Here is a 20,045-nt window from a genome sequence, read left to right as displayed (position 1 = left end):
TTCTCCGTCGAGAACGCACATATCCTCCCCTTTTTCCGGGATCAGCCCTCGTAACCGAGCGGGTACAGCACCGACTTGGTTTCGCAGTACGCCTCGACGCCCTCGGGACCGTTCTCGCGGCCGATACCGGAGTTCTTGTAGCCGCCGAACGGTGAACCCGGATCGAATGCGTACCAGTTGATTCCGTACGTGCCGGTGCGCACGCGCGAGGCGATCTCGAGGCCCTTCTCGACGTCGGTGGTGTACACCGAACCGGCCAGGCCGTAGTCGGAATCGTTGGCGATCTTCACGGCCTCGTCGACGCTGTCGTAGGGAATCACGCAGATGACAGGTCCGAAGATCTCCTCGCGGGCGATGGTCATGGAGTTGTCGACGTCGGCGAAGATCGTCGGTTCGACGAAGTAGCCCGTCTCGATGCCCTCGGGGCGACCACCGCCGAGCACGAGACGCGCGCCTTCCTCCTTGCCCTTGGCGATGTAGGACTCGACGCGATCGCGCTGCTTCGCGGAGATCAGCGGACCGAGTTGTGCGCCTTCGGTATCGGGCAGTCCGACGGGGAAGAAGGCCGCGGTCGCGGTCATCTTCTCGATCACCTCGTCGTAGCGCGACCGCGGCGCGAGGACGCGGGTCTGCCCGACGCAGGCCTGACCGGTGTTCATCAGGCCGGACATCACCAGCATCGGCATCGTCGAGTCGAGGTCGGCGTCCTCGAGGATGATCGCTGCCGACTTGCCGCCGAGTTCGAGTGAGCAGCGCTTGAGTCCGCGCGCGGCGATCTCACCGATGTGACGACCCACGGCCGTCGAACCGGTGAAGGTGATCTTGTCGACGTCGGGGTGCGAGACCAGGTACTCGCCGGTCTCGGCGCCGCCGGGCACGAGTGAGAGGACGCCCTCGGGAAGTCCTGCCTCCGTGAAGATCTCGGCGAGGACGTTCGTCGTCAGCGGCGATTCGGGAGCGGGCTTGAGGACCACCGTGCATCCGGCGAGCAGGGCGGGTCCGAGTTTGTTGAGCATCAGGAACAGCGGCACGTTCCACGCGATGACGGCGGCGACGACGCCGACGGGTTCGCGGCTGACGCGGCTGCGACCGAACAGGCCGGTGCGCTCCTCGGTCCACGGGAACGAATCGGCAAGCCCCGCATAGTAGTCGAGTGTGGCCAGGCCCGACGTCAGCTGCATCATCTCGACCGAGGCCGGCGGCTGGCCCATCTCCGCGGTGAGCGAGGCGCCGATCTCCGCACGACGCTCCTCGATGAGCTTTGCTGCCTTGCCGAGGATCTCGGCGCGCTCGCTCGGGGTGGTGCGCGACCACGGGCCTTCGTCGAAGGCCGTGCGGGCGGCGGACACCGCGGCATCGATGTCCTGCGGTCCCGCGACGGGCACGGAACCGACGCGCTCTTCCGTGGCGGGGGAGAACACCTCGAGTCTCTCGTCGGTCGACGGTGCCACCCATCGGCCGCCGATGAACAACTTGTCGTAGTCGGTCATGTCGCTTCCTCACCTGGCTGTGCTCGTGTATCGGCCGCATTCGTGTGACCTCGAACACTAGAACACGTTACAACTATTGACCAGGGGGTGACCAGACCGGGCGGGACGGGAAGGCTCGATCTCCGAGATGGCAGCGACGGTGCAGGAGCCGAATCTCCTGCTCGAACTCGGGAACGGGCCCGTCGACGACGGCCTCCGGCACGACCTCGCGGATCGGCAGCGGACGGACCGGTGCCGGCGGCACGCCCATCTCGCCGAGCCACCGGACCAGTTGCTCGGAGGACGCCGCGTAGACGATCCGCCCCAGGCCCACCCAGCCGTGTGCGGCCGCGCACATCGGGCAGTGCTCACCGGAGGTGTAGACGGTGGCGGTGGCACGCCGGTCGGGTTCGAGATGTTCGGCCGCCCACCGCGCGAGCGCGAACTCGGGATGCCGGGTGCGGTCGCCGCCGGCGATGCGGTTGCGGTCCTCGGCCAGGACCGTGCCGTCCGCGTCGACGAGCACCGACCCGAACGGCTCGTCACCTGCCGCGACCGCCTCCTCCGCGAGTTCGACGCACCGCCGCAGATGCTGCAGATCCGTGTCGTTCACCATGGACGTCTCCTTCCTCCCTCGACTGCACCGTAGGGCGGGGGAGGAGCCGGGTGGCGCGAATCGGCGACCGTCACCACACTGGAGGGTGCCCAACGGTCAGGAGACATGTCATGGCGGAGAACAATCCGTTCGGGTTCGACCCCGAAGATCTCGACCGCGTGGTGCGGGAAGCCGGGGAGGAACTGCGGGAACTGAAGGACCGTATCTTCTCCTTCCTCGAACCGCCGGTGGCGCCGACGCGCACGCAGCCGCGGCCCGAGACCACCGGTGAGAAGGGCGACGGCGTCTGGGTCGTCTACACCACCGAGGACGACGGCGTGGCCCGCGTCGACCAGGTCCATCGCACCGAACTCGACGCGCTGCGCACGCTCAAGGGCAACACCGACCCGCGACGCTCGGTGCGGTTCCTGCCCTACGGGATGAGCGTGAGCATCCTCGATCGCCCGAGCGCCACCGAGGGCGGTGCCGCAGAGGAGAGTGCCACCGGCGACACCGCTCCCGACGACGCCGCGACCGGCGAGAACTGATCAGTTCTAGCCACCATCGTGGATGTAGGAGGCGAGCTGGTCGCGTTCGGTCTGTAGTTCGTCGATGCGGCTCTTGACCACGTCGCCGATACTGACGATCCCCACCAGCCGAGCGTCCACCACGACCGGTAGGTGCCGGATCCGTTGTTCGGTCATGGTCTCGGCGAGACTGTCGACCGAATCGGTGGGCAGGCAGGTCGTCACCGTCCGCGACATCAGTTCGTGTGCCGGGGCGGCGAGGATCGACGGTCCGCGTTCGTGCAGGGCGCGTACGACGTCGCGTTCGGTGACGATCCCGGCGACGGTCTTGCCCTCGCACACCACCATCGCGCCGATGTTGAACCGCGCGAAGTCGCCGATGAGCTCGCACACCGTGGTGTCGGGCTCGACCGTGTGCACCGCCGAGCCCTTGTTCCGCACAATGTCAGCAATCCGCATCCGGTACCGCCGATCTGCTCGCAGAGCATCCCGGCGGCCCCTCACCGGTTTCCGCCGGGACTCCGATGTGGTCCTCAGGGTAGGCCGGAAAACCGGGTGTGCCCGGTCAGGTTATCCAGTCGTGACCTGCGGCGACGATCGATGCGCCGGTGAGGGTGCCCAGTGCGCCGAGTTCGGCGGGGACGATCTGCAGGTCCTGCACGAACCGTAGGCGGGCGTGCCGGGCCGCCGACGCGAGCATCGGCCGCCACAGGTGCCCGCCCGATTGCGCGAAGCCGCCGCCGACGACCACGCGTCCCACATCCGTCAGTGCTGCTGCCGACGCGATGACCTGGCCCAGTGCCGTCCCGGCCCGTTCGAGGGCCGCGGCGGCGACGCCGACCCCGGCCTCGGCGTCCGTGGCCAGCGCGACACCGTCGGGTCCTTCCCAGCCGTGGGCACGGGCCCAGCGCACCGCCGACGGGCCGCTCGCCACGGTCTCGATGCAGCCGACGCCTCCGCACGCGCACACCGTCGTGCCGTAGGGCGAGACGACGTGCCCGATGTGGCCGGCGTTTCCGGTGCGGCCGCGCACGATCCGGCCGCCGAGCACGAGACCGCCGCCGATGCCGGTGCCGAGCACGACCCCGAGCAGGTCGGCGACATCGCGTCCGGCACCGAAGCGCTGTTCGGCGAGGGTCGCGGCCGCGCCGTCCATCACCGGATCGACGCGGGCGTCGGGGAACACCGAACGCACGGCGTCGACGAGTGCGAAGCCGGAGCTCCACTCGGAGATGTTGATCGGGCCGATCGTCCCGGCGTTCGTGTCGACCGGTCCTGCCGCGGCGATACCCACGGCGGTCACCGGTCCCTCGCCGATCTCCGCGACCTCCCGCAACAGTCCCGCGCACGCGCCCCACACGTCCTTCCGGGGAACCGGCACGGATCGGGCTTCGAGCGGGGTGCCGTCGTCGGCGGCGACGGCCGCGGCGAGCTTGGTGCCGCCGACGTCCAGGGCCAATGCGGTCATGGCGACGACACTAAGCGACGGGTCAGCGTCGGCGCAGGACCAGTACCAGGTTGCTGGCGAGGAACTCCCGGACGCCGGGCACGTCCACGAGCCACCACGCCCAACTCGGGTGGTAGCGGGGGAAGGCCGCGAGCAGTTCGCCATCGGGTGTCGAACGTGCCCAGCGCAGACCGTCGCTCGCGCCCACGTCGAACAGCGACACCCCGTACCGGTTCTTCGGCTCCCTGCCGTGCTTGCGAGCGTAGCGCCGGGCCGCGTACTCGCCGCCGAAGGCGTGCCACGGACCGGTCTCGTGCCCGCCGAACGGTCCCCACCACAGGGTGTACGACAGCACCATCAGTCCGCCGGGCCGCGTGACGCGCAGCATCTCGTCGGCCATCACCCACGGCGTCGCGACGTGTTCGGCGACGTTCGACGAGAAGCACACGTCCACCGACCCGGTGCGCAACGGCAGCGCCAGGCCGGAGCCGCGGATCGCGCCGCCCACCTGCAGGCCGGCGGCGTGCATCTCCGACGGGTCGGGCTCGATCGGCACGTAGCGCGAACCCACCTCGGTGAACACGTCGGCGAAGTAGCCCGGTCCGCCGCCGACGTCGACGACCGTGGTGCCCGTCAGATCGGCGCCGGTCAGACCCGTGTAGAGATCGCCGATGAGGTCGACGGTGTCGCGCGCGAGACCGCCGTAGAACTTCTCGGGTGCCGTCTGCTCGAACCGGAAGCTGCCGAGCAACCCCACGGAGCGGCGCAGTGTGGCGCGGCGGGCGAACAGCCGGGTCACGTCGGTGCGGGGTCGGGTCGTCGATGGCACGTCCAGTCACCTTAGTGCGGGCCTCACACTCGTCCCTCACCTGTTGCCGCCCGGCACCCGCTACTGTGTCCCTGTCATCGTCCGAGTCACATCTGCCCGGCCGGGTGGTCGAGTCGACATACAGGGGGTCACCGCGTGCGGGAGGTTCTGCTGCTTTGCTGGCGCGATAGCGGACATCCGCAGGGTGGTGGCAGCGAGCGGTATCTCGAACAGGTCGGGGCGCAGCTCGCGGCGCGCGGCGTCCGCGTCGTCCTGCGGACTGCCTCCTATCCCGGAGCCGCCGAGCGAGACCGGATCGACGGCATCACCGTCAGCCGCGGCGGGGGACGGCTCACCGTCTATCCGCGCGCGCTCGCCGCGATCCTCGCAGGCAGATTCGGTGTCGGCCCCCTCGCCGGTATCCGTCCCGACGCCGTCATCGACACCCAGAACGGCATTCCGTTCTTCGCCCGGCTCGTCGCCGGTGCGCCCGTCACGGTGCTCGTGCACCACTGCCACCGCGAACAGTGGCCGGTCGCGGGCAGGCTGATGGCCAAGCTCGGCTGGTGGATCGAGTCGTCGCTCTCGCCGCGCGTGCACCACCGCAACCAGTACCTCACCGTCTCCCTTCCGTCCGCCGACGAACTGCGCGCTCTCGGGGTCGACCGGGAGCGGATCGCGGTGGTCCGCAACGGTGTCGACGCCGTTCCCGCCGGTGTCGCGGTGGGTGGCGACGACACGCGCACGGCCCACCCGAGCGTGTGCGTGCTCTCGAGGCTGGTGCCGCACAAGCAGATCGAGGACGCCCTCGCCGCGGTCGCGGCGCTGCGCGGCACCGTCCCGGGGCTGCATCTCGACGTCATCGGCGGCGGCTGGTGGGAGCAGAACCTCCGCGATGCGGCCGCCGAACTCGGCATCGGCGACGCCGTCACCTTCCACGGCCATGTCGACGAGCAGCGCAAGCACGAATTGCTCTCCCGCGCTTGGATTCACGTGATGCCCTCGCGCAAGGAGGGGTGGGGACTGGCGGTGGTCGAGGCCGCCCAGCACGGTGTGCCCACCATCGGTTACCGCAGCTCCAAGGGATTGACCGACTCGATCATCGACGGCGTGACCGGTGTGCTCGTGGACTCGCCCGCCGAACTGACCGCCGCCGTCGCCGATCTGATCGCCGACGCCGACCGTCGTCGTCAGCTCGGCAACAAGGCCCGCATCCGCGCGGGCGAGTTCTCGTGGGAGGCCACGGGAGAGGGCGTGCACGAGGTCCTGTCCGTCACGACCTTCGGGCACACCGTCTCAGGACTGTTCCCGCGCGCCGACGAACCGTCGACGCTCGCCGACCCGCTGCCCGAGCGCGCAGCCAGCGCCGCCGGCCAGTACCAGTAGCCACACGACGTGCGCCCCGATCGCCAGGGCGCGATGGGGTGACGGGGTCGAAGTGCCTCCCTCCACCCGGTACAGGCTCAGATCCTCGTCCTGATAAGCGGTCTCGAGGGCTCCGAGCGTGCTCTGCGCGTCACCGAGTTCGCCCGGCGTGCCGTGCTCGACGAGCACCCAGCCCACCCCGCGGGCGGCGAGCGCACTCGGATCCGCGCCGGACAGCAGCAGGGCTTCGACGTCCTCCGCGCGACGACCCTCCCCGGCGACACTGCCCTCGGCGACGATCAGGGTTCCGGTCTGCAGGACGTCGGCGCGCAGCATGCGCGGGGACGGATCGAGCACCGGTACGGGCCCGGAGAAGTCGAAGACCCGGAACATGCCCACGGGCAGCACCGCCACGTCGCCGTCGTCGGCCATGACGATCTGCGACACCTTCTCCCAGCCCAACGGATAGCGCACGGGCTGCAGTTGCCCGCCCACACCCCACACCAGGTCGGGCAGCGCGACCAGCACGGCGGCGATCGCGGCCGCCGCCCACACCGGTTCGGGCGCCACGAAGCGCCGGGCGAGGACGGTCGTGCCGGCCGCCGCGGCGAGCGCGTAGGCGGGCATCGCCCACGCGACCCACTTCTGGGTGTCGCGCAGCAGTCCCGCGCCGGGCACGTTCACCATCGCCCATTCGCCGACGGCGAGTCCCGGGCCGGTCGCGGCGAGGGCGACGACGAGCACCGCAAGGACGGCAGGCACCGCGACCGCGACGATCACGGAGTTCCTACGTCGCCGCCACAGTGCCGGCACCCCGCACGCCACCACCGTGAGCAGCAGCAAGGTGCCCATCAGCGCCCATGCGGTAGTGCGCGAGGTGGGGACGGATTCGGCGTTCCAGATCCCGCCGAGCCCTGCCACCGAACCGATCGTGCCGAGCAGTGGTTCGGCCCGGGCGGCGAAGGCGCGCACACCGGCCGGGTCCGCTTCGGTACCGCCACCGGCGAGCGCCGTCGCGATCAGCCACGGCAACGACACCGCGACACCCAGCGCGAGTGCGCCGCCCACGCGCGGCAGCACCCGCGTCCGCCCACCGGGCGCGACGAGGACGGCGCAGGCCGTCACGATCGCCAGCAGGGCACCGGTCGGGGTCAGCCCTGCAGCGGCCAGGCAGACCGCCAGCGACGCCCAGCCGCCGCGTCTCCGTCGCCGGATCGCGACGGCCGCACAGATCGTCCACGGCAGCGCGGCGTACCCGGCGAGCAGACTCCAGTGGCCCTGCAGCAGCCGCTCGGCGACATAGGGATTCCAGATCGCGACCGTCGCCGCGACGAGCCGGGCGCCGGTTCCGCTCGTCGGCAGCACCACCGCGACCAGCCGTGCCGCACCCCATCCCGCCGCCCACAACGACGCGACGAGCAGCGCCGTGACCGCGACACCACCGTCGACGACGGTGCTCACCCACGCCAGCAGGGCGTCCTGCGGCACCGCGCGGGCGGCGGCGTCGGACAGACCGAGCGCAGAATCGGTGAGGAACGATCGGGGAGTGCTCACCGCGTCGCGGAAGAGCAGGTAGCCGGGGGAGACGAGGAACGGACCGAGCACCGCGACCGTCAGGACGAGGGACCAGACCGCCGGGAGAGCCGCCGTCGTGGACATGCGGGACGACTCCGGGCGGGACATGGCGGCAGAATACGGTGTCGTTCCGGATGGGAGGATGAGCGGATGCCGCGAACACCCCGACCCGCGTCGGAGGGAACCGAGACCACTCGTGGTTCGACGACGGGAACCGCCGTCACCGGCATGACACTGGTGACGGTCGGCGCGATGACCGCGAACCTCGCGTCCTATCTGTTGCACCTGCCGGCGGGACGCTGGCTCGGGCCCGCCGGATACGGCGAGTTCGCGAGCCTGCTCGCCGCGCAGCTCGTCCTCGCCGTGCCGGCACTGGCGTTGCAGACGGTCGTCGCCCGGGAGGCCGTGCACGGCACCGGCGCCGCGGCGCTGCGTCGTCTCGGTTACCGCTGCGCCGTGCTCGCCATCGTCGTCGCGATGCTCCTCGTGCCCGTCGTGGCGTGGGCGCTCGACACGAGTGTCGGCGGGGCGTTCGGGTCGCTCGTCACCGCGCCGCTGCTCGTCCTCCTCGCCGCCGAACAGGGCCTGCTGCAGGGGCGGGGCAGGTTCGCAGCGCTCAGCGTCGTCCTGTCCGCCGCGGGCGTCGCGAAGGTGGTGCCGGCCGTGGCGGTGCTCGCCGTCGGAGGCGGCCCCGGTGCCGCGCTGTTCGCCGGGGCGCTCGGCACGGGTGCGGTCGCGCTGGCCGCGAGTGTGCTCGTGGGCCGGACGTCGGGTGGACGGACGGAACCGGTCCCGACCGCCGGGGCGGTGCTGCGTGCCTCCCAGGTGCAGCTGGCCCTCATCGCGCTCACGTCGCTCGACCTGCTGCTCGCCCGCATGCTGCTCGATCCCGATTCCGCCGGGTTGTACGCGCTGGGGGCGGTGGCGACGAAGGTCGCCTTCTGGTTGCCGCAGGCGGTCGGTGTGGTGCTCTATCCGCGGATGGCGAATCCCGCCCAGTCGGCGGCCGCGGTGCGGTCGGCGCTCACCGTCCTCGTCGCGATCGGCGCGGTGCTCGTCGCCGGCGCGGCGATCTGCGCACCGATCGTCCCGATGCTGGTCGGCGACGCCTACGGGCCGGTGCAGTCGCTGCTGTGGCTGTTCGCACTGCAGGGCGCGTGTCTGGCCGTCCTGCAGGGCGCGCTGCTGTCGGCGATCGCCGGGGAACGTACCCATCTCGCGCTCGTCGCGTGGGTGGGCCTCGCCCTCGAGGCGGTGCTGATGTTCACGGTGGCGTCGACCCTGCGGCAGTTCATCGCCGTCGCTGTCGGTGTGGCCGCCGCGACGGCCGCGGTGGTCGCGGTGCTCGCTCTGCGCGGTGCTGGGGCGACCCGGTCGTCCACGGACGACGCGGCGACCCCGTCCACCGACGAGTCACCCGCGAACGACACCGCCCCCCACCGGGATCGGTGAGGGGCGGCTCGGTTCGTCTACCGGACGATCACTCCTGCGTCGGAGGCTTCCGCAGATCGGTGCGCGGGATCTCCTGCGTTCGATCCGTCGTCCAATCACGCTGCTGCGCGTTCGGATCGGTCTGGCGCGGGATGACCTCGGTGCGGTCCTCGGTGTGATCGCGCTGCGCGCCGCCCGAATGCGCCGGGCCGACCGTGGTCGTGGCCGGGCCTGCCGGGGCGGGACCGCCGGTCGCGGTGGCGGGACGACGGTTGCCGCCACCGCGGATGCCGAGCACGAAGCCGACGATCAGCAGAATGACGCCGAGGATGCCGAGGATGATCGGCAGGGTGCGGCCGAACAGCGAGATGGTGTCCTGGCCGTCCTTGGCCTGGCCGATCTGGTACTCGATCGTCTCCTCGTCGAACGGCAGTGTCACGTCGAGGACCGTCACCTCGGGCTTGTCGGCCTCGCGGGCGTAGTACTGGTCCTGCTGCTCCTGGCCCTTGACGACGACACCGGTGACCGGGTCGACCCACAGGTCGCGGATGTTGTTGTACCAGCGGGTCATCGTGATCGGCTCGTCGCCCTCACCGACACCCCAGGTGGAGGCGGGCAGGCTGAGCTTGTAGGTCGGGACCTCGGGGTCGGCCTTCGAGAGGTCGATCGGCCCGATCTCCTGGCTGAAGTGGTAGACCTTCATGCCGTTGATCTCCTCCTCACCGACGAAGTCGATGGGGAAGTTCTCGCGAGCGTTGATGTCGTAGTACGGGTACGACTCCTGCTGGACGTCGAACGGGAACTTGTACTGCAGTCCGGCGCGGTTGTCGATCTCCACCGGCGGCTTGTCGGCGCTCACCTGGATCGTGCTCACGCGCTCCGGGAACTCCTCCTCCGAGACGGGCATGGAGGTCTTCCGGTCGATCGTGAGACGGTCGACGACGGCCGAGACCAGGCCCGTGTCCCCTTGCATGTCGAGTCGTCGCACGGTCTGGCCTGCCTGCAGCGTCATGACCTCGGCGTTCGAGGGATCCTCGACGGTGACGAAGCGCTGCGCGACGATCGGCACGTCGCGGTCGACCTGCGCGTTGCCGGCGAGCAGCTGACGGGAATTGAGGATGTCGCCCGTGCCTTCGGCGACCGTGGTCACCTCGAGATCGAGCGGTGTCGTTCTCAGCTTCCCGAGCGTGTACGTCGGCACGAGAATCGCGATCACCAGGAGGAAGGCCCCCAGGCCCACCAGAATCATTGCCAGTATCCGGCCGGAGCTCGAACGCTCAGCCATGCTTTCTCCTCACTCAACGGTCGTCATCGAGTACCCCCACCGGCAGCAGCAGGGCTGCACGGATCGCCTGGCATCCGGCCCGCGAACACCACGTGAGCTCAGACACTAACAGCCCGGTATGGCAATATGCGCGCTCGCTCGCCGCTGGGACGGATCGGTAGTCGATCTTCGTCGCTGCCGGGGTCGTCCCGTGCCGGGTGATCCTGCTCTGTCCACCGCCCCCGCGACACGGCACACTGGTGCCCGATGACCACCACCACCGACCGGAACCGCAGCATGAGCGGATTCCTTCCGGCACTCGAAGGAATGCGCGGTTTCGCCGCAGTGGGCGTGTTGATCACCCACGTCGCGTTCCAGACCGGCGCGGTGCACGACCCACTGATCGGCCGGGTGTGGGCGCGGTTCGACCTCGCAGTCGCCCTGTTCTTCGCCCTGTCCGGCTTCCTGCTGTGGCGACCGCACGCCGCCGCGGCCCGCGCGCTCGGGCCGTCCCCCTCGACGACCCGCTACTTCCTCTCCCGCGCGACCCGCATCCTCCCCGCCTACTGGACCGTCGTGATCCTGGTGCTGTGGTTGCTGCCCGGCGCGGGCGGCGGCGCGACGGTGTGGTGGTCGAATCTCGCGCTCGTGCAAGTGTTCGTCCCACTGACCCTCACCGAGGGCCTCACCCAGATGTGGAGTCTGTCGGTGGAGGTCGCCTTCTATCTCGTGCTGCCGCTGCTGGCGCTGGCGGTGAGCGGGCTGCGCGGGGACGCCGCCCGCTACCGCGTCCCGCTGCTGCTCGCCGTGAGCGCACTGTCGCTGCTGTGGGCGTGGCTACCGGTCGGCACCCCCGACCACATCAACCACACCAACTGGCTGCCCGGCTATCTGCCCTGGTTCGCGGCGGGAATGATCCTCGCCGAACTCGTCACCGGCCCCGAGACGTGGATGCACCGGTTCGCGGCGCGGCGCGCGGTGATGGGAGCGATCGCCGTCGCCGCCTTCGCTGCCGCCACCACCCCGCTGGCCGGACCGGAGACGCTCACCGATCTCGCACCCACCGAATATCTCGCCAAGATCGCCCTGGGCGCGATCATGAGCTTCGCTCTGCTCGCCCCGCTGACCCTCGCACCGCGCCGCCAGCACCGCGTCCTGGCGAGCCCGGCCGCACTGGCCGTCGGACGCTGGTCGTACGGCGTGTTCATCTGGCATCTCGCGGTGCTGTCGATCGTCTTCCCCGTCTTCGGGATCCCGGCTTTTGCGGGGCACTTCTTATTCGTCCTGACGGTGACGGTCGTGCTGAGTCTGGCCGTCGCGTCCGTCAGCTACGCCCTCGTCGAGGAGCCGGCGCGGGCCGCCTTCCACCGTTGGGACAAGGCCCGGCGCGGTACCGCCGCCAGGCCCACCGCGACCACGCCGACGAGCGCCGCGAACTGAATCAGGAACGAGTGCCCGACATATCCGTCGGGTGATCGCCACGGCCCGGTGGACAGCAGCGCCATCGCCAGCATCGTCGCGCCACCCGCGGTGCCTACGAGCACACGCGACGCCAGGACGGGGCCGCGGCGCACCGCGAGCGCACCGATCCCCACCGCGCCGGCGACCGCGACGGCGGCACCGGCCCATCCCGCGAGGAGCGTCGCGGCGACCAGCACACCGGTCAGCGCGAGAACCGACGAACCCCAGGTGCGCGGCATCGGACCCGGATCCTCGACCCGCCGCCGCGGCCACACGGCCGCCGCGAACAACGGGACGAGCAACAGCAACCCGCCGAAGATCCCGAGCCGGTACCAGCGCTCGGTCGCGAACTCGAGTGTCAGCGTCTGCTCCGGCCCGGCCGGCACGATCCAGCCCTGCTGCCAGCCGTCCACGACGACCGGCGTCGCCACGGCACCGTCCGGGGTGCGCGCCACCCAGCCGACGTTGGTGCTCTCGGGCACCACCACGAGCCGGTCCTCGTCGCCCGCCGGAACCATCACTTCGCGCAGGTTCTCCGTCCAGCGGCCCTTGTCGAGTTCCGTCGGCTCCGCGACGGGCGCGTCGGGACCGGGGACGTCGAGCCGAAGGCCCGAGACGACGAAGGCCGCACCGGGATCGACGTCGATGTCGACCCGGCCCGGGTTCATGCCGACGACGTCGGTGCCGCACAGTGTCGCGGGGACCTCCACGCCCGCCGCGAGATCGGCGACCCGCGCGGTGAGCGACGTGCGGTAGCTGCGTCCGTCGATCTCCACGACGGGTCCGCGCTCGCAGTCGACGGTCACCGTCTCGTCGTAGACGGATCCCTGTGCCCCGATCGGCCCGTCGTCGCCGAGCACCGACACCTCGGCGAGCCCGGGCGGGGTGAGTTTCGAGAAACCCAGCACTGTGCGATCGAGGGTGTCGCGCCAGTGCACCACGGTGAGTTCGATCCGGTCCGTGACGTGCGGGGTCAGATCGACGATCGTGTCGTCACCGTCGAGTTCGCGCACCTGCGGTCCGTTGCCGAGATTCACCGCGACCCGCGACGGCGCGACCGGCAGCGCTCCCAGCGCCGTCCTGATCTCCAATCCCGTGACGCGTTGTTCCTCAGGAAGCTCCAGCGTGAGCGACGGCCGCGGCGCACCCGCTTCGAGCGAGCTCTCCTCCGCGGTCCACGACGTCCGCGGGTCGCCGTCGGTGAGGGCGAACGCCGAGCCATGCAGGTCGACGACGTCGGCGTCACCGCGCGCGACGACCCGATCCGAACGGTCCGCGAGGTCCTCGAGCGCCGGCCCGGGGCGCGCGCGCAGGAGCAGTTCCGGGCGGACCCAGGTCTCCTGCGGCACGTCCAGGGTGCGGGTGAACATGCCGGGTTCCTCGGCGGAGGTGGCGAGTCCCCGCGCGCAACGGACACGGTCGTCGGTGTCGACGCAGCTGCCGCGGCCGGGGAATTCCTGGCCGAGCTGCCATCCGCGTACCGCGGCGTCCTCGACCGGGCCCGGCACCACGATGCGGCGACGGATGTCGATCGGGCGTGGTTCGTTCCGGTCGGTGAAGTCCTCGACGACCACCTCGGTGAGACCGAACTGGTTGCCGACCGTGCCGCGTTCGGTGTGCACGGACGTGATGCGGATCCACGAGGTGGTGCCCAGCGGCAGCGCGACCGTCTGTTCGCGTCCCGGTTCGTCGACGCGCACCGCCGTGCTGCCCCGGTCGGTGGACACCTCGAGCCACTTGACGGGATCGCCGAGAGCACCGGAGCTGGTCGTCAGGTGCAGCAGACCCGCTTCGATCGGCCGGTCGAGGTCGAGCTGCAGCCACTGGCCGATCGCCGATTCGAGTCCGTTGCTGTGCCAGCCGGTCGTCGGATCGCCGTCGACCACCGCGGCCGGGCTGCTTGCGACCGACGTGCCACCGAGCTGGGTGGCATCCGACGCCGCGCTGGACACGCTGATGCGGGCGCCTTCCCATTCGGCCCGGACGAGTTCGGTGTCGGGCACCGGATAGTCGGGGACGGCGTTGTGGGTGCGACGCGGGTCGTCGGCGGTCCGGATCGTCGACGAATGATGGTCGACCTGCCCGTAGTCCGTCTCGCGGTCCGTCGGGGTGTCGGTGACCGTCACCTCGTCGACGGGCAGACCCGCGCGGGCCGCGTCGGCGGCGAGGAGCGTGGGACCGACGAACTCGGGCTGCGCGGTGTTGCGGCGCAGCAGCGCTTCGGGGCCGCCCTGCACGACCGGCACGTCGGCGACGTCCACGACGTAGGGACCGACGGGTGCCGCGGCGGGTTCGGCGACGCGGTAGATCTCCACGGCCGGATAGGCAGGTCGCAGGTCGGCGTCGGTGACGAAGTCGTCGGGGTTGTCGAAGACGATGTCGTCACCGAACTCGGCGACCCGCTCGATGCCCGGCGAACCGTCGAGCGCGCGATGCACGAGTGCCGGTCGCGCGGCGGGAGAGGTGTCGGGATCGAGGTCGTTGCGCACCACCAGGAAGCCGATGCCCTGACCGCGCAGGGTCGCGGCGAGACCATCGGACGGGCGGCCGTCGGCGATGTCGCGTTGCACGGCGTCGAGGGCACGGATGGCGCCGGGTGGCACGAGCGGGACGGCGTCGCGCACCGCCCACGGCGTCGATGCGAGTGCCTGCAGCGGTTCGTCGCGGGTGAGCCCCCACATCTGGCTGCCGAACGGCGCGCCAGGAACGATGAGGGCGCGTTCGCCGCGCTCGCTCGTGTTGTCCTCGAGCCAGGCCGCCGTGGCGTGCCAGTGCTCGGGGACCTCGTCGAAAGCGCCGCGCGGAGCGAGCCGCCCGGTCCACGCGAGTGAGGTCGCGAGCGTCATCGCGACGAGGATCAGCGTCGTCACCGCGACCATCGGATTGCGTTCGGGATGCGCGAAGGCGTTCCGGGCACGTGACCACGGCACCGATCCGGGCAGAGGAACGGCGCGCAGTAGGTGCGCGATCCCGAGCACGATCGGCAGTCGCACGAGCGGCTCGAGCTTGTGGACGTTGCGCAGCGGCGCACCGGCGGTGTCGAGGAACAACCGGACCTGCTCGGCGAACGGCGAGTCGAGCTGGCCGACGTAACCGACGCCCATGCCGACGAGACCCACCACGAGGATCAGGGTGAAACGACCGCGCGCGGGCATCGACCGCATCGCGAGACCGGCGAGACCGGCCGCGGCCAGGGCGCCGGTGACGAGGACCGCGGCCGGTTGCGTGACGAGCACGGCGCCCGCGATGCGTTCGGGGGAGACGAAGGGCGTCCAGCTGCTGGTGCCGCGCAGCACCTCGGCGAGCGACGTCCATTCGGTGGTGACACCGGACGATTCGATGAAGTCGAGGAAGGGCGGACTGACGCGACCGAGCAGCAGCAGCGGCACCATCCACCAGGTCACCGCGACGACGCACAGCGGCAGCCACCACAGGGTGAAGCGCCACCAGCGCCGGTTCGGACGGTGCGCGGCCCACCACAGCGCCGCGACGAGACAGGCCGCGGCGGTCGCGACCGCGTTGATCGCGCCCATGAGCGCCACCGCCACGGCGGACTGCGCGGCGAGCCGGCGGGCCGAGCCCGGATTCTGCGTGTTCAGATACCGCACCAGCGGCAGCAGCACCCACGGCGCCAACATCATCGGATGTGCTTCCGACGAGATGGAACCGAGCGTCGTGAGGACGCGCGGGGACAGCACGAACACCGTCGCCGCGATCAGACGGGAGCTACGGCTCCCGATACCGAGGGCTTCGGCGAGGCGGACGAGACCCCAGAATCCGGCGACGAGCAGCAGCACCCACCACACCCGCTGGGTGATCCACGGGGGGATGTGCAGCAGTTGACCCGCGGCGAAGAACGAGCCGTGCGGGAAGAAGTAGCCGTACGCCTGGTTCTGCACCTGCCCGAGCGGCGCCACACTGCTCCACTGGTGAGCGGCGCGCGTGAGGAATCCGATCGGGTTCTGCGTCAGGTCGTACTTGGTGTCGGCGACGACCAGGCCCGGAACCTGGGCGAAGGACAGGACCACCGCCACCGCGGTGACTGCGTACAGCCACCGGCGGGACAGCGGTTCGGCGGACGGGAGCTCCGTCTCGCCTCGGTACGTGCGTGAACTCGAAGCGTTGCCGGCGCCGTCAGCGGCTGCCGTACTCAACCTGGTTCAGGAGGGACGAATCGGCGTTGCCACTGCGATCGATCTGAGGGCGCGAATTCTCCTGCACAGCGGCCGTTACGCCGAAGACCGCCACGGCGCCGAGTACGGCACCGACGACCACGCTACCCAGGCCCGGTCCCAGGAACTTCCCCATTCCGTCTCCCCATCTCCAGTGACGCAGGCAGTCATCGCCGGCCGCCACGCTGTCTATCGGTCCGCGCCAAACTATCACCCCGGAAGGCGGTGGTGGACGGTGCGAGCCTCCGAGTCGCTCTTTACCGTCGCCGCGGTGCGCTAGACGCCCAGTGCGCCGAGTAGTGTGCGCAGTTTCGCGGTGGTCTCGTCGAGTTCGGCGAGGGGGTCGGAGTCGGCCACGATGCCGCCTCCTGCCCAGGCCACGGCGCGTCGGCCGTCGGAACTGAGCTCCGCGCACCGGATGGCGACGAACCAGTCGCCGTCGCCTTGTTCGTCGCACCAGCCCACCGCGCCGCCGTAGAAGCGCCGGTCGCCCTCGACCCGGGAGATGACGTCCAGCGCGGCCTCGGTGGGGGTGCCCGCCACGGCCGGGGTGGGGTGCAGAACGTGGGCGAGGGTGAGCGCGTCGGTGTCGGGGTCGCGGAGGGTGCCGGTGATCGGCGTGGCGAGATGCCAGACATCGGGTGTCGCGGTGAGCTCGGGCTTGTCGGGGATGTCGAGGTCGCTGCACAGCGGGGCCAGTCGCGTGCGGATCCAGTCGACGACGTAACCGTGCTCGGTGAGGTTCTTGTCCGAGGTCAGCAGATCCTCACCGGCGCGGCGGTCCTCGTCCGGATCGGCCCGGCGCGCGGCGGTCCCGGCGAGGGGACGGCACGTGACGGTCTCGCCACGGCGGCTCACGAGCAGTTCGGGCGTCGCCCCGACCAGCGTGTGACCCCAATAGCGTTCGCCCGCCGCGCTCAGATCCAGCGCGTACGTCGCCGCGTCGGGATGGCGTTCGATCATGCGGGCGGCGAGAGCGAGCGGGTCGAGCGGTGCGTCGGCCTCGAGGGCGACCCGCCGGGCGGCGACGACCTTCTCCATCTCCCCGAGGGACATCTGCTCCACGAGCCGGCGCACCCGCTCGACGTGCACGCGGGGCAGTGGCAGTTCGGCGGAGATCCGCACCGGCGGCAGGTCCGACAGGTCGGGCGGGGCCTGCCACGGGCCGTCGAGGATCTCGACGTCGTCGGGCTGCGCGAGGGCCACCGGACGGTGCCGCGAGAACGGCAGTGCACCGACGACGATCGTCGCCTTACCGCTGCGGAGTGCCTGCGTGGCGGAGTGGACGTCGTCGAAGAACCGGCGGGTGCCGGTGGCGTGCACCGAGCGTTCGGTGCGCGAGAGCAGGAATCCGTCCATGGTGGATCGACAATATCCCTGCCCGCACCCGGCGCCGGTGACCCGGTGCGGGGCGTCAGCGACCCGGCGGCACGATCAGGACCGGCCGGTGACTGTGCCGGAGCACGTGATCGGCCACCGACGACTGCAACAGGGACCGCAGACCGGTGGTGCCGCGGGTGCCGGTGACGATGATGTCGACGTCCAGCTCGTCGGCGGCCTCGATGATCGCCGACCACACCGCGTTGACGACCTCGACGGTGCGGCCCTCGGCGTGCAGACCCACCGAGCGGGCCATCTCGAGCCCCTCGTCGTTGGTGATGCGCGCGTCGGACAGGGCGACGTCCTCGCTGTCCTCGTCGGGCACCCAGTCGGGTTGCATGACACCGGACAGGCCGGACATGCGGGCGGCCTGCCGGACCATCGGCTCCCAGGCGGTGACGACGACGGCACGGCACGACTCGAGGAAACGACCCGCATACTGCACGGCACGCTTCGAGTTCTCGGAACCGTCGTAGGCGATGAGGATCAGATCTGCGCCCACCGCGTACCCCCTGGGTCGGATTCGGATGCTCGGGTGCACCTTAACCCGCCGGAGCGTCCCCGGGGGAGGTTCGAGCTGTGGATCCGCGAGGTTCGTCCGCTACCGTCGGCACCATGCGGATCCGTCACACTGTCGCCGCCGTGCTCGCGGTCGCCCTCACCACCGCGGGATGCGGTTCGTCCGATTCGGGCGGCGACGACCCGGTCGAGACGACGTCCGACACCGCGCCCGCCTCGTCCACCACAGCGACCGCCACGACCACCGAGGCGACCGCGGCCGCGACGTCGGCGACCTGCGGCGACGATCTGCTCGCCCGGTTGACGCTGCGGCAGAAGCTCGCCCAGTTGCTCAACGTCGGGGTCACCGGAGCCGCCGACGCGCAGGCCGTCGTCGAATCCGAGCAGATCGGTGGCATCTTCATCGGCAGCTGGACCGACGCGTCGATGCTCACCGACCGTCTCGTGCCGCAGGTGGCCGCGCGGAGCGCATTGCCGCTCATGGTCACGATCGACGAGGAGGGCGGCCGCGTGTCGCGCGTGGGCGACCTGTTCGGGCCCGATCCGTCCGCGCGGGTGACGGCGCAGACGATGACGGTCGACGAGACCTACCGAATGGCGTTCGAACGTGGACAGGAACTGAAGTCGCTGGGCATCACGGTCGACTTCGCGCCGGACGTCGACGTGAGCAGCCAGCCCGACGACTCCGTCATCGGCGACCGCTCGTTCTCCGACGATCCCGAGGTCGTCACGCAGTACGCCGGCGCCTATGCGCGGGGACTGATCGACGCGGGCATCATGCCGGTGCTCAAGCACTTCCCGGGACACGGCTCGGCCTCCGGTGATTCGCACACCGGTGCCGTGACCACCCCACCGATCGAGCAACTGCAGCAGAGCGATCTCGTGCCGTACCGCAGCCTGGTCTCGCCCGAGGTGGGCGTCATGCTCGGCCACCTCGACGTGCCGGGTCTGACCGGCGGGCTGCCCGCGAGCATCAGCCCGGCAGCGGTGGACCTGCTCCGCTCGGGTGCCTACGGCGGCCCCGCCTTCGGTGGCGTGATCTTCACCGACGATCTGTCGGGGATGCGCGCGATCACCGACACCTACGGCATCACCGAGGCCGTCGAGGCCGCGATGGTGGCGGGCGTGAACCAGGCACTGTGGCTGACCACCGACGAGGTGCCCGCCGTGCTCGACCATCTCGAGCAGGTCGTCGCGGAGGGCACGCTCTCACCGGAATGGGTCGACGAGTCGGTACGGACCGTGACACGCGCGAAGGGCGCTCTGGACTGCTGAAATGTCGCAGGTTGCTTCGACCGCAGGCTTCCTACCGTAGAGTAAGAACTTCATTCGAGGAGTCCGGGAGGAGTCATGGCGGGCGGAACCAAGCGACTGCCGCGTGCGGTCCGCGAGCAACAGATGCTGGACGCCGCCGTCGAAGTGTTCTCCGAGCACGGTTTCCACAACACATCCATGGACGCCATCGCGGCGCGGGCGTCGATCTCCAAGCCGATGCTCTACCTGTACTACGGGTCGAAGGACGAGTTGTTCGCGGCGTGTATCGCCCGCGAAGGGCAGCGGTTCGTCGAGGCACTCACACCGGCGGGCGACCCCACCCTCGCCCCGCGTGAACAACTGCGGGTCGCGCTCGAGTCGTTCCTCGGCTTCGTCGACGAGCACCGGCCGTCGTGGATGGTCCTCTATCGTCAAGCGCTGTCGCAGCAGGCCTTCGCGCCCCAGGTGCAGGGCAGCCGCGACCGGCTGATCGAACTCACCGCGCACCTGCTCGAATCGAGCACGCGCGATCCGGAACCCGACACGAACTTCACGATCATGGCCGTCGCGCTCGTCGGTGCCGGTGAGGCCGTCGCCGACCGCATCGCCGGCGGTGAGATCGATGTGCAGCAGGCAGCGGATCTGCTCGAGAACCTCGCGTGGCGCGGTCTCGCGGGACGCAAGCGCTCCGATCGGATGCACTGATCCGTCCCGCCGGGAACACCTCGGCCACAAGGATATTCACCGCACGAGGGTTCGGGCGGGGCGGGACGCCCCC

At 70.5% G+C, this 20,045-nt stretch carries 17 protein-coding genes; 6 read left to right on the top strand and 11 right to left on the bottom strand.

Features of this window, described 5'->3' with window-relative positions; genetic code table 11:
- Positions 1-41 precede the first annotated feature (41 nt).
- Both RBB84_RS16390 and RBB84_RS16385 read right to left on the bottom strand, forming a co-directional pair.
- Positions 42-1,490 (bottom strand): aldehyde dehydrogenase, encoded by a 1,449-nt coding sequence (locus RBB84_RS16390; protein ID WP_006552686.1) that lies wholly within the window; start codon positions 1,488-1,490, stop codon positions 42-44.
- Positions 1,491-1,563: 73 nt separating this feature from the next.
- Complete coding sequence (locus RBB84_RS16385) at positions 1,564-2,085, bottom strand: nucleoside deaminase (protein WP_064256136.1); 522 nt, start codon at positions 2,083-2,085, stop codon at positions 1,564-1,566.
- Positions 2,086-2,195: 110 nt separating this feature from the next.
- Here RBB84_RS16385 and RBB84_RS16380 point away from each other — a divergent pair, with 110 nt between their 5' ends.
- On the top strand, positions 2,196-2,612 hold the full coding sequence (locus tag RBB84_RS16380) for a hypothetical protein (RefSeq protein ID WP_006552684.1): 417 nt from the start codon (positions 2,196-2,198) through the stop codon (positions 2,610-2,612).
- A 6-nt stretch (positions 2,613-2,618) separates the two neighbouring features.
- On the opposite strand, the gene RBB84_RS16375 is transcribed toward RBB84_RS16380, so the two are convergent.
- From RBB84_RS16375 to RBB84_RS16365, 3 genes are all read right to left on the bottom strand, one after another.
- Complete coding sequence (locus RBB84_RS16375; RefSeq protein WP_024102052.1) at positions 2,619-3,050, bottom strand: CBS domain-containing protein; 432 nt, start codon at positions 3,048-3,050, stop codon at positions 2,619-2,621.
- A gap of 106 nt (positions 3,051-3,156) precedes the next feature.
- Positions 3,157-4,059 (bottom strand): ROK family protein, encoded by a 903-nt coding sequence (locus RBB84_RS16370; protein ID WP_006552682.1) that lies wholly within the window; start codon positions 4,057-4,059, stop codon positions 3,157-3,159.
- A 22-nt stretch (positions 4,060-4,081) separates the two neighbouring features.
- Entirely contained in the window at positions 4,082-4,837 is a 756-nt protein-coding gene (locus tag RBB84_RS16365) for a class I SAM-dependent methyltransferase (protein WP_006552681.1), read from the bottom strand.
- Between the two features lie 165 nt (positions 4,838-5,002).
- Here RBB84_RS16365 and RBB84_RS16360 point away from each other — a divergent pair, with 165 nt between their 5' ends.
- On the top strand, positions 5,003-6,232 hold the full coding sequence (locus RBB84_RS16360; protein ID WP_019290883.1) for a glycosyltransferase family 4 protein: 1,230 nt from the start codon (positions 5,003-5,005) through the stop codon (positions 6,230-6,232).
- Here RBB84_RS16360 and RBB84_RS16355 read toward each other — a convergent pair.
- Positions 6,143-7,894, bottom strand: coding sequence for a hypothetical protein (locus RBB84_RS16355; protein ID WP_041803457.1), 1,752 nt, complete (start codon positions 7,892-7,894; stop codon positions 6,143-6,145). The genes RBB84_RS16360 and RBB84_RS16355 overlap by 90 nt on opposite strands.
- 120 nt (positions 7,895-8,014) lie before the next feature.
- Between RBB84_RS16355 and RBB84_RS16350 the strand changes: the two genes are divergently transcribed.
- A complete protein-coding gene (locus RBB84_RS16350) occupies positions 8,015-9,238 on the top strand; it encodes a xylose transporter (RefSeq protein WP_024102050.1) in 1,224 nt (407 codons plus the stop codon).
- 28 nt (positions 9,239-9,266) lie between these two features.
- Here the strand turns inward: RBB84_RS16350 and RBB84_RS16345 are convergent, their stop codons facing one another.
- A complete protein-coding gene (locus tag RBB84_RS16345; RefSeq protein WP_197481826.1) occupies positions 9,267-10,502 on the bottom strand; it encodes a DUF3068 domain-containing protein in 1,236 nt (411 codons plus the stop codon).
- Between the two features lie 246 nt (positions 10,503-10,748).
- Between RBB84_RS16345 and RBB84_RS16340 the strand changes: the two genes are divergently transcribed.
- Positions 10,749-11,921 carry an acyltransferase gene (locus tag RBB84_RS16340; protein WP_064256138.1) on the top strand — a complete coding sequence of 391 codons (1,173 nt, stop codon included), beginning with the start codon at positions 10,749-10,751 and terminating at the stop codon, positions 11,919-11,921.
- Here the strand turns inward: RBB84_RS16340 and RBB84_RS16335 are convergent.
- The 4 genes from RBB84_RS16335 to RBB84_RS16320 all read right to left on the bottom strand — a co-directional run bounded on the left by RBB84_RS16335 (position 11,810) and on the right by RBB84_RS16320 (position 17,996).
- Positions 11,810-16,096 (bottom strand): alpha-(1->3)-arabinofuranosyltransferase, encoded by a 4,287-nt coding sequence (locus RBB84_RS16335; RefSeq protein ID WP_064256139.1) that lies wholly within the window; start codon positions 16,094-16,096, stop codon positions 11,810-11,812. The genes RBB84_RS16340 and RBB84_RS16335 overlap by 112 nt on opposite strands.
- Positions 16,077-16,250 carry a DUF2613 domain-containing protein gene (locus tag RBB84_RS16330; RefSeq protein ID WP_006552672.1) on the bottom strand — a complete coding sequence of 58 codons (174 nt, stop codon included), beginning with the start codon at positions 16,248-16,250 and terminating at the stop codon, positions 16,077-16,079. The genes RBB84_RS16335 and RBB84_RS16330 overlap by 20 nt, the downstream gene beginning before the upstream one ends.
- 140 nt (positions 16,251-16,390) lie before the next feature.
- Positions 16,391-17,473: an isochorismate synthase gene (locus tag RBB84_RS16325; RefSeq protein ID WP_006552671.1), complete on the bottom strand. Its 1,083-nt coding sequence runs from the start codon at positions 17,471-17,473 to the stop codon at positions 16,391-16,393.
- A 55-nt stretch (positions 17,474-17,528) separates the two neighbouring features.
- Complete coding sequence (locus tag RBB84_RS16320; RefSeq protein WP_019290888.1) at positions 17,529-17,996, bottom strand: universal stress protein; 468 nt, start codon at positions 17,994-17,996, stop codon at positions 17,529-17,531.
- A 113-nt stretch (positions 17,997-18,109) separates the two neighbouring features.
- Between RBB84_RS16320 and RBB84_RS16315 the strand changes: the two genes are divergently transcribed.
- Both RBB84_RS16315 and RBB84_RS16310 read left to right on the top strand, forming a co-directional pair.
- Entirely contained in the window at positions 18,110-19,288 is a 1,179-nt protein-coding gene (locus tag RBB84_RS16315) for a glycoside hydrolase family 3 N-terminal domain-containing protein (RefSeq protein ID WP_024102046.1), read from the top strand.
- A gap of 75 nt (positions 19,289-19,363) precedes the next feature.
- Positions 19,364-19,972, top strand: a complete 609-nt coding sequence (locus RBB84_RS16310; RefSeq protein ID WP_024102045.1) for a TetR/AcrR family transcriptional regulator — start codon at positions 19,364-19,366, stop codon at positions 19,970-19,972.
- Positions 19,973-20,045: the final 73 nt, after the last annotated feature.

The organism is Rhodococcus sp. D-6 (assembly GCF_040256695.1).
GTDB lineage: Bacteria > Actinomycetota > Actinomycetes > Mycobacteriales > Mycobacteriaceae > Rhodococcus > Rhodococcus pyridinivorans.
Note: the sequence above shows the minus strand (reverse complement) of the source record. Positions and strands in the feature narration are given on the sequence as shown.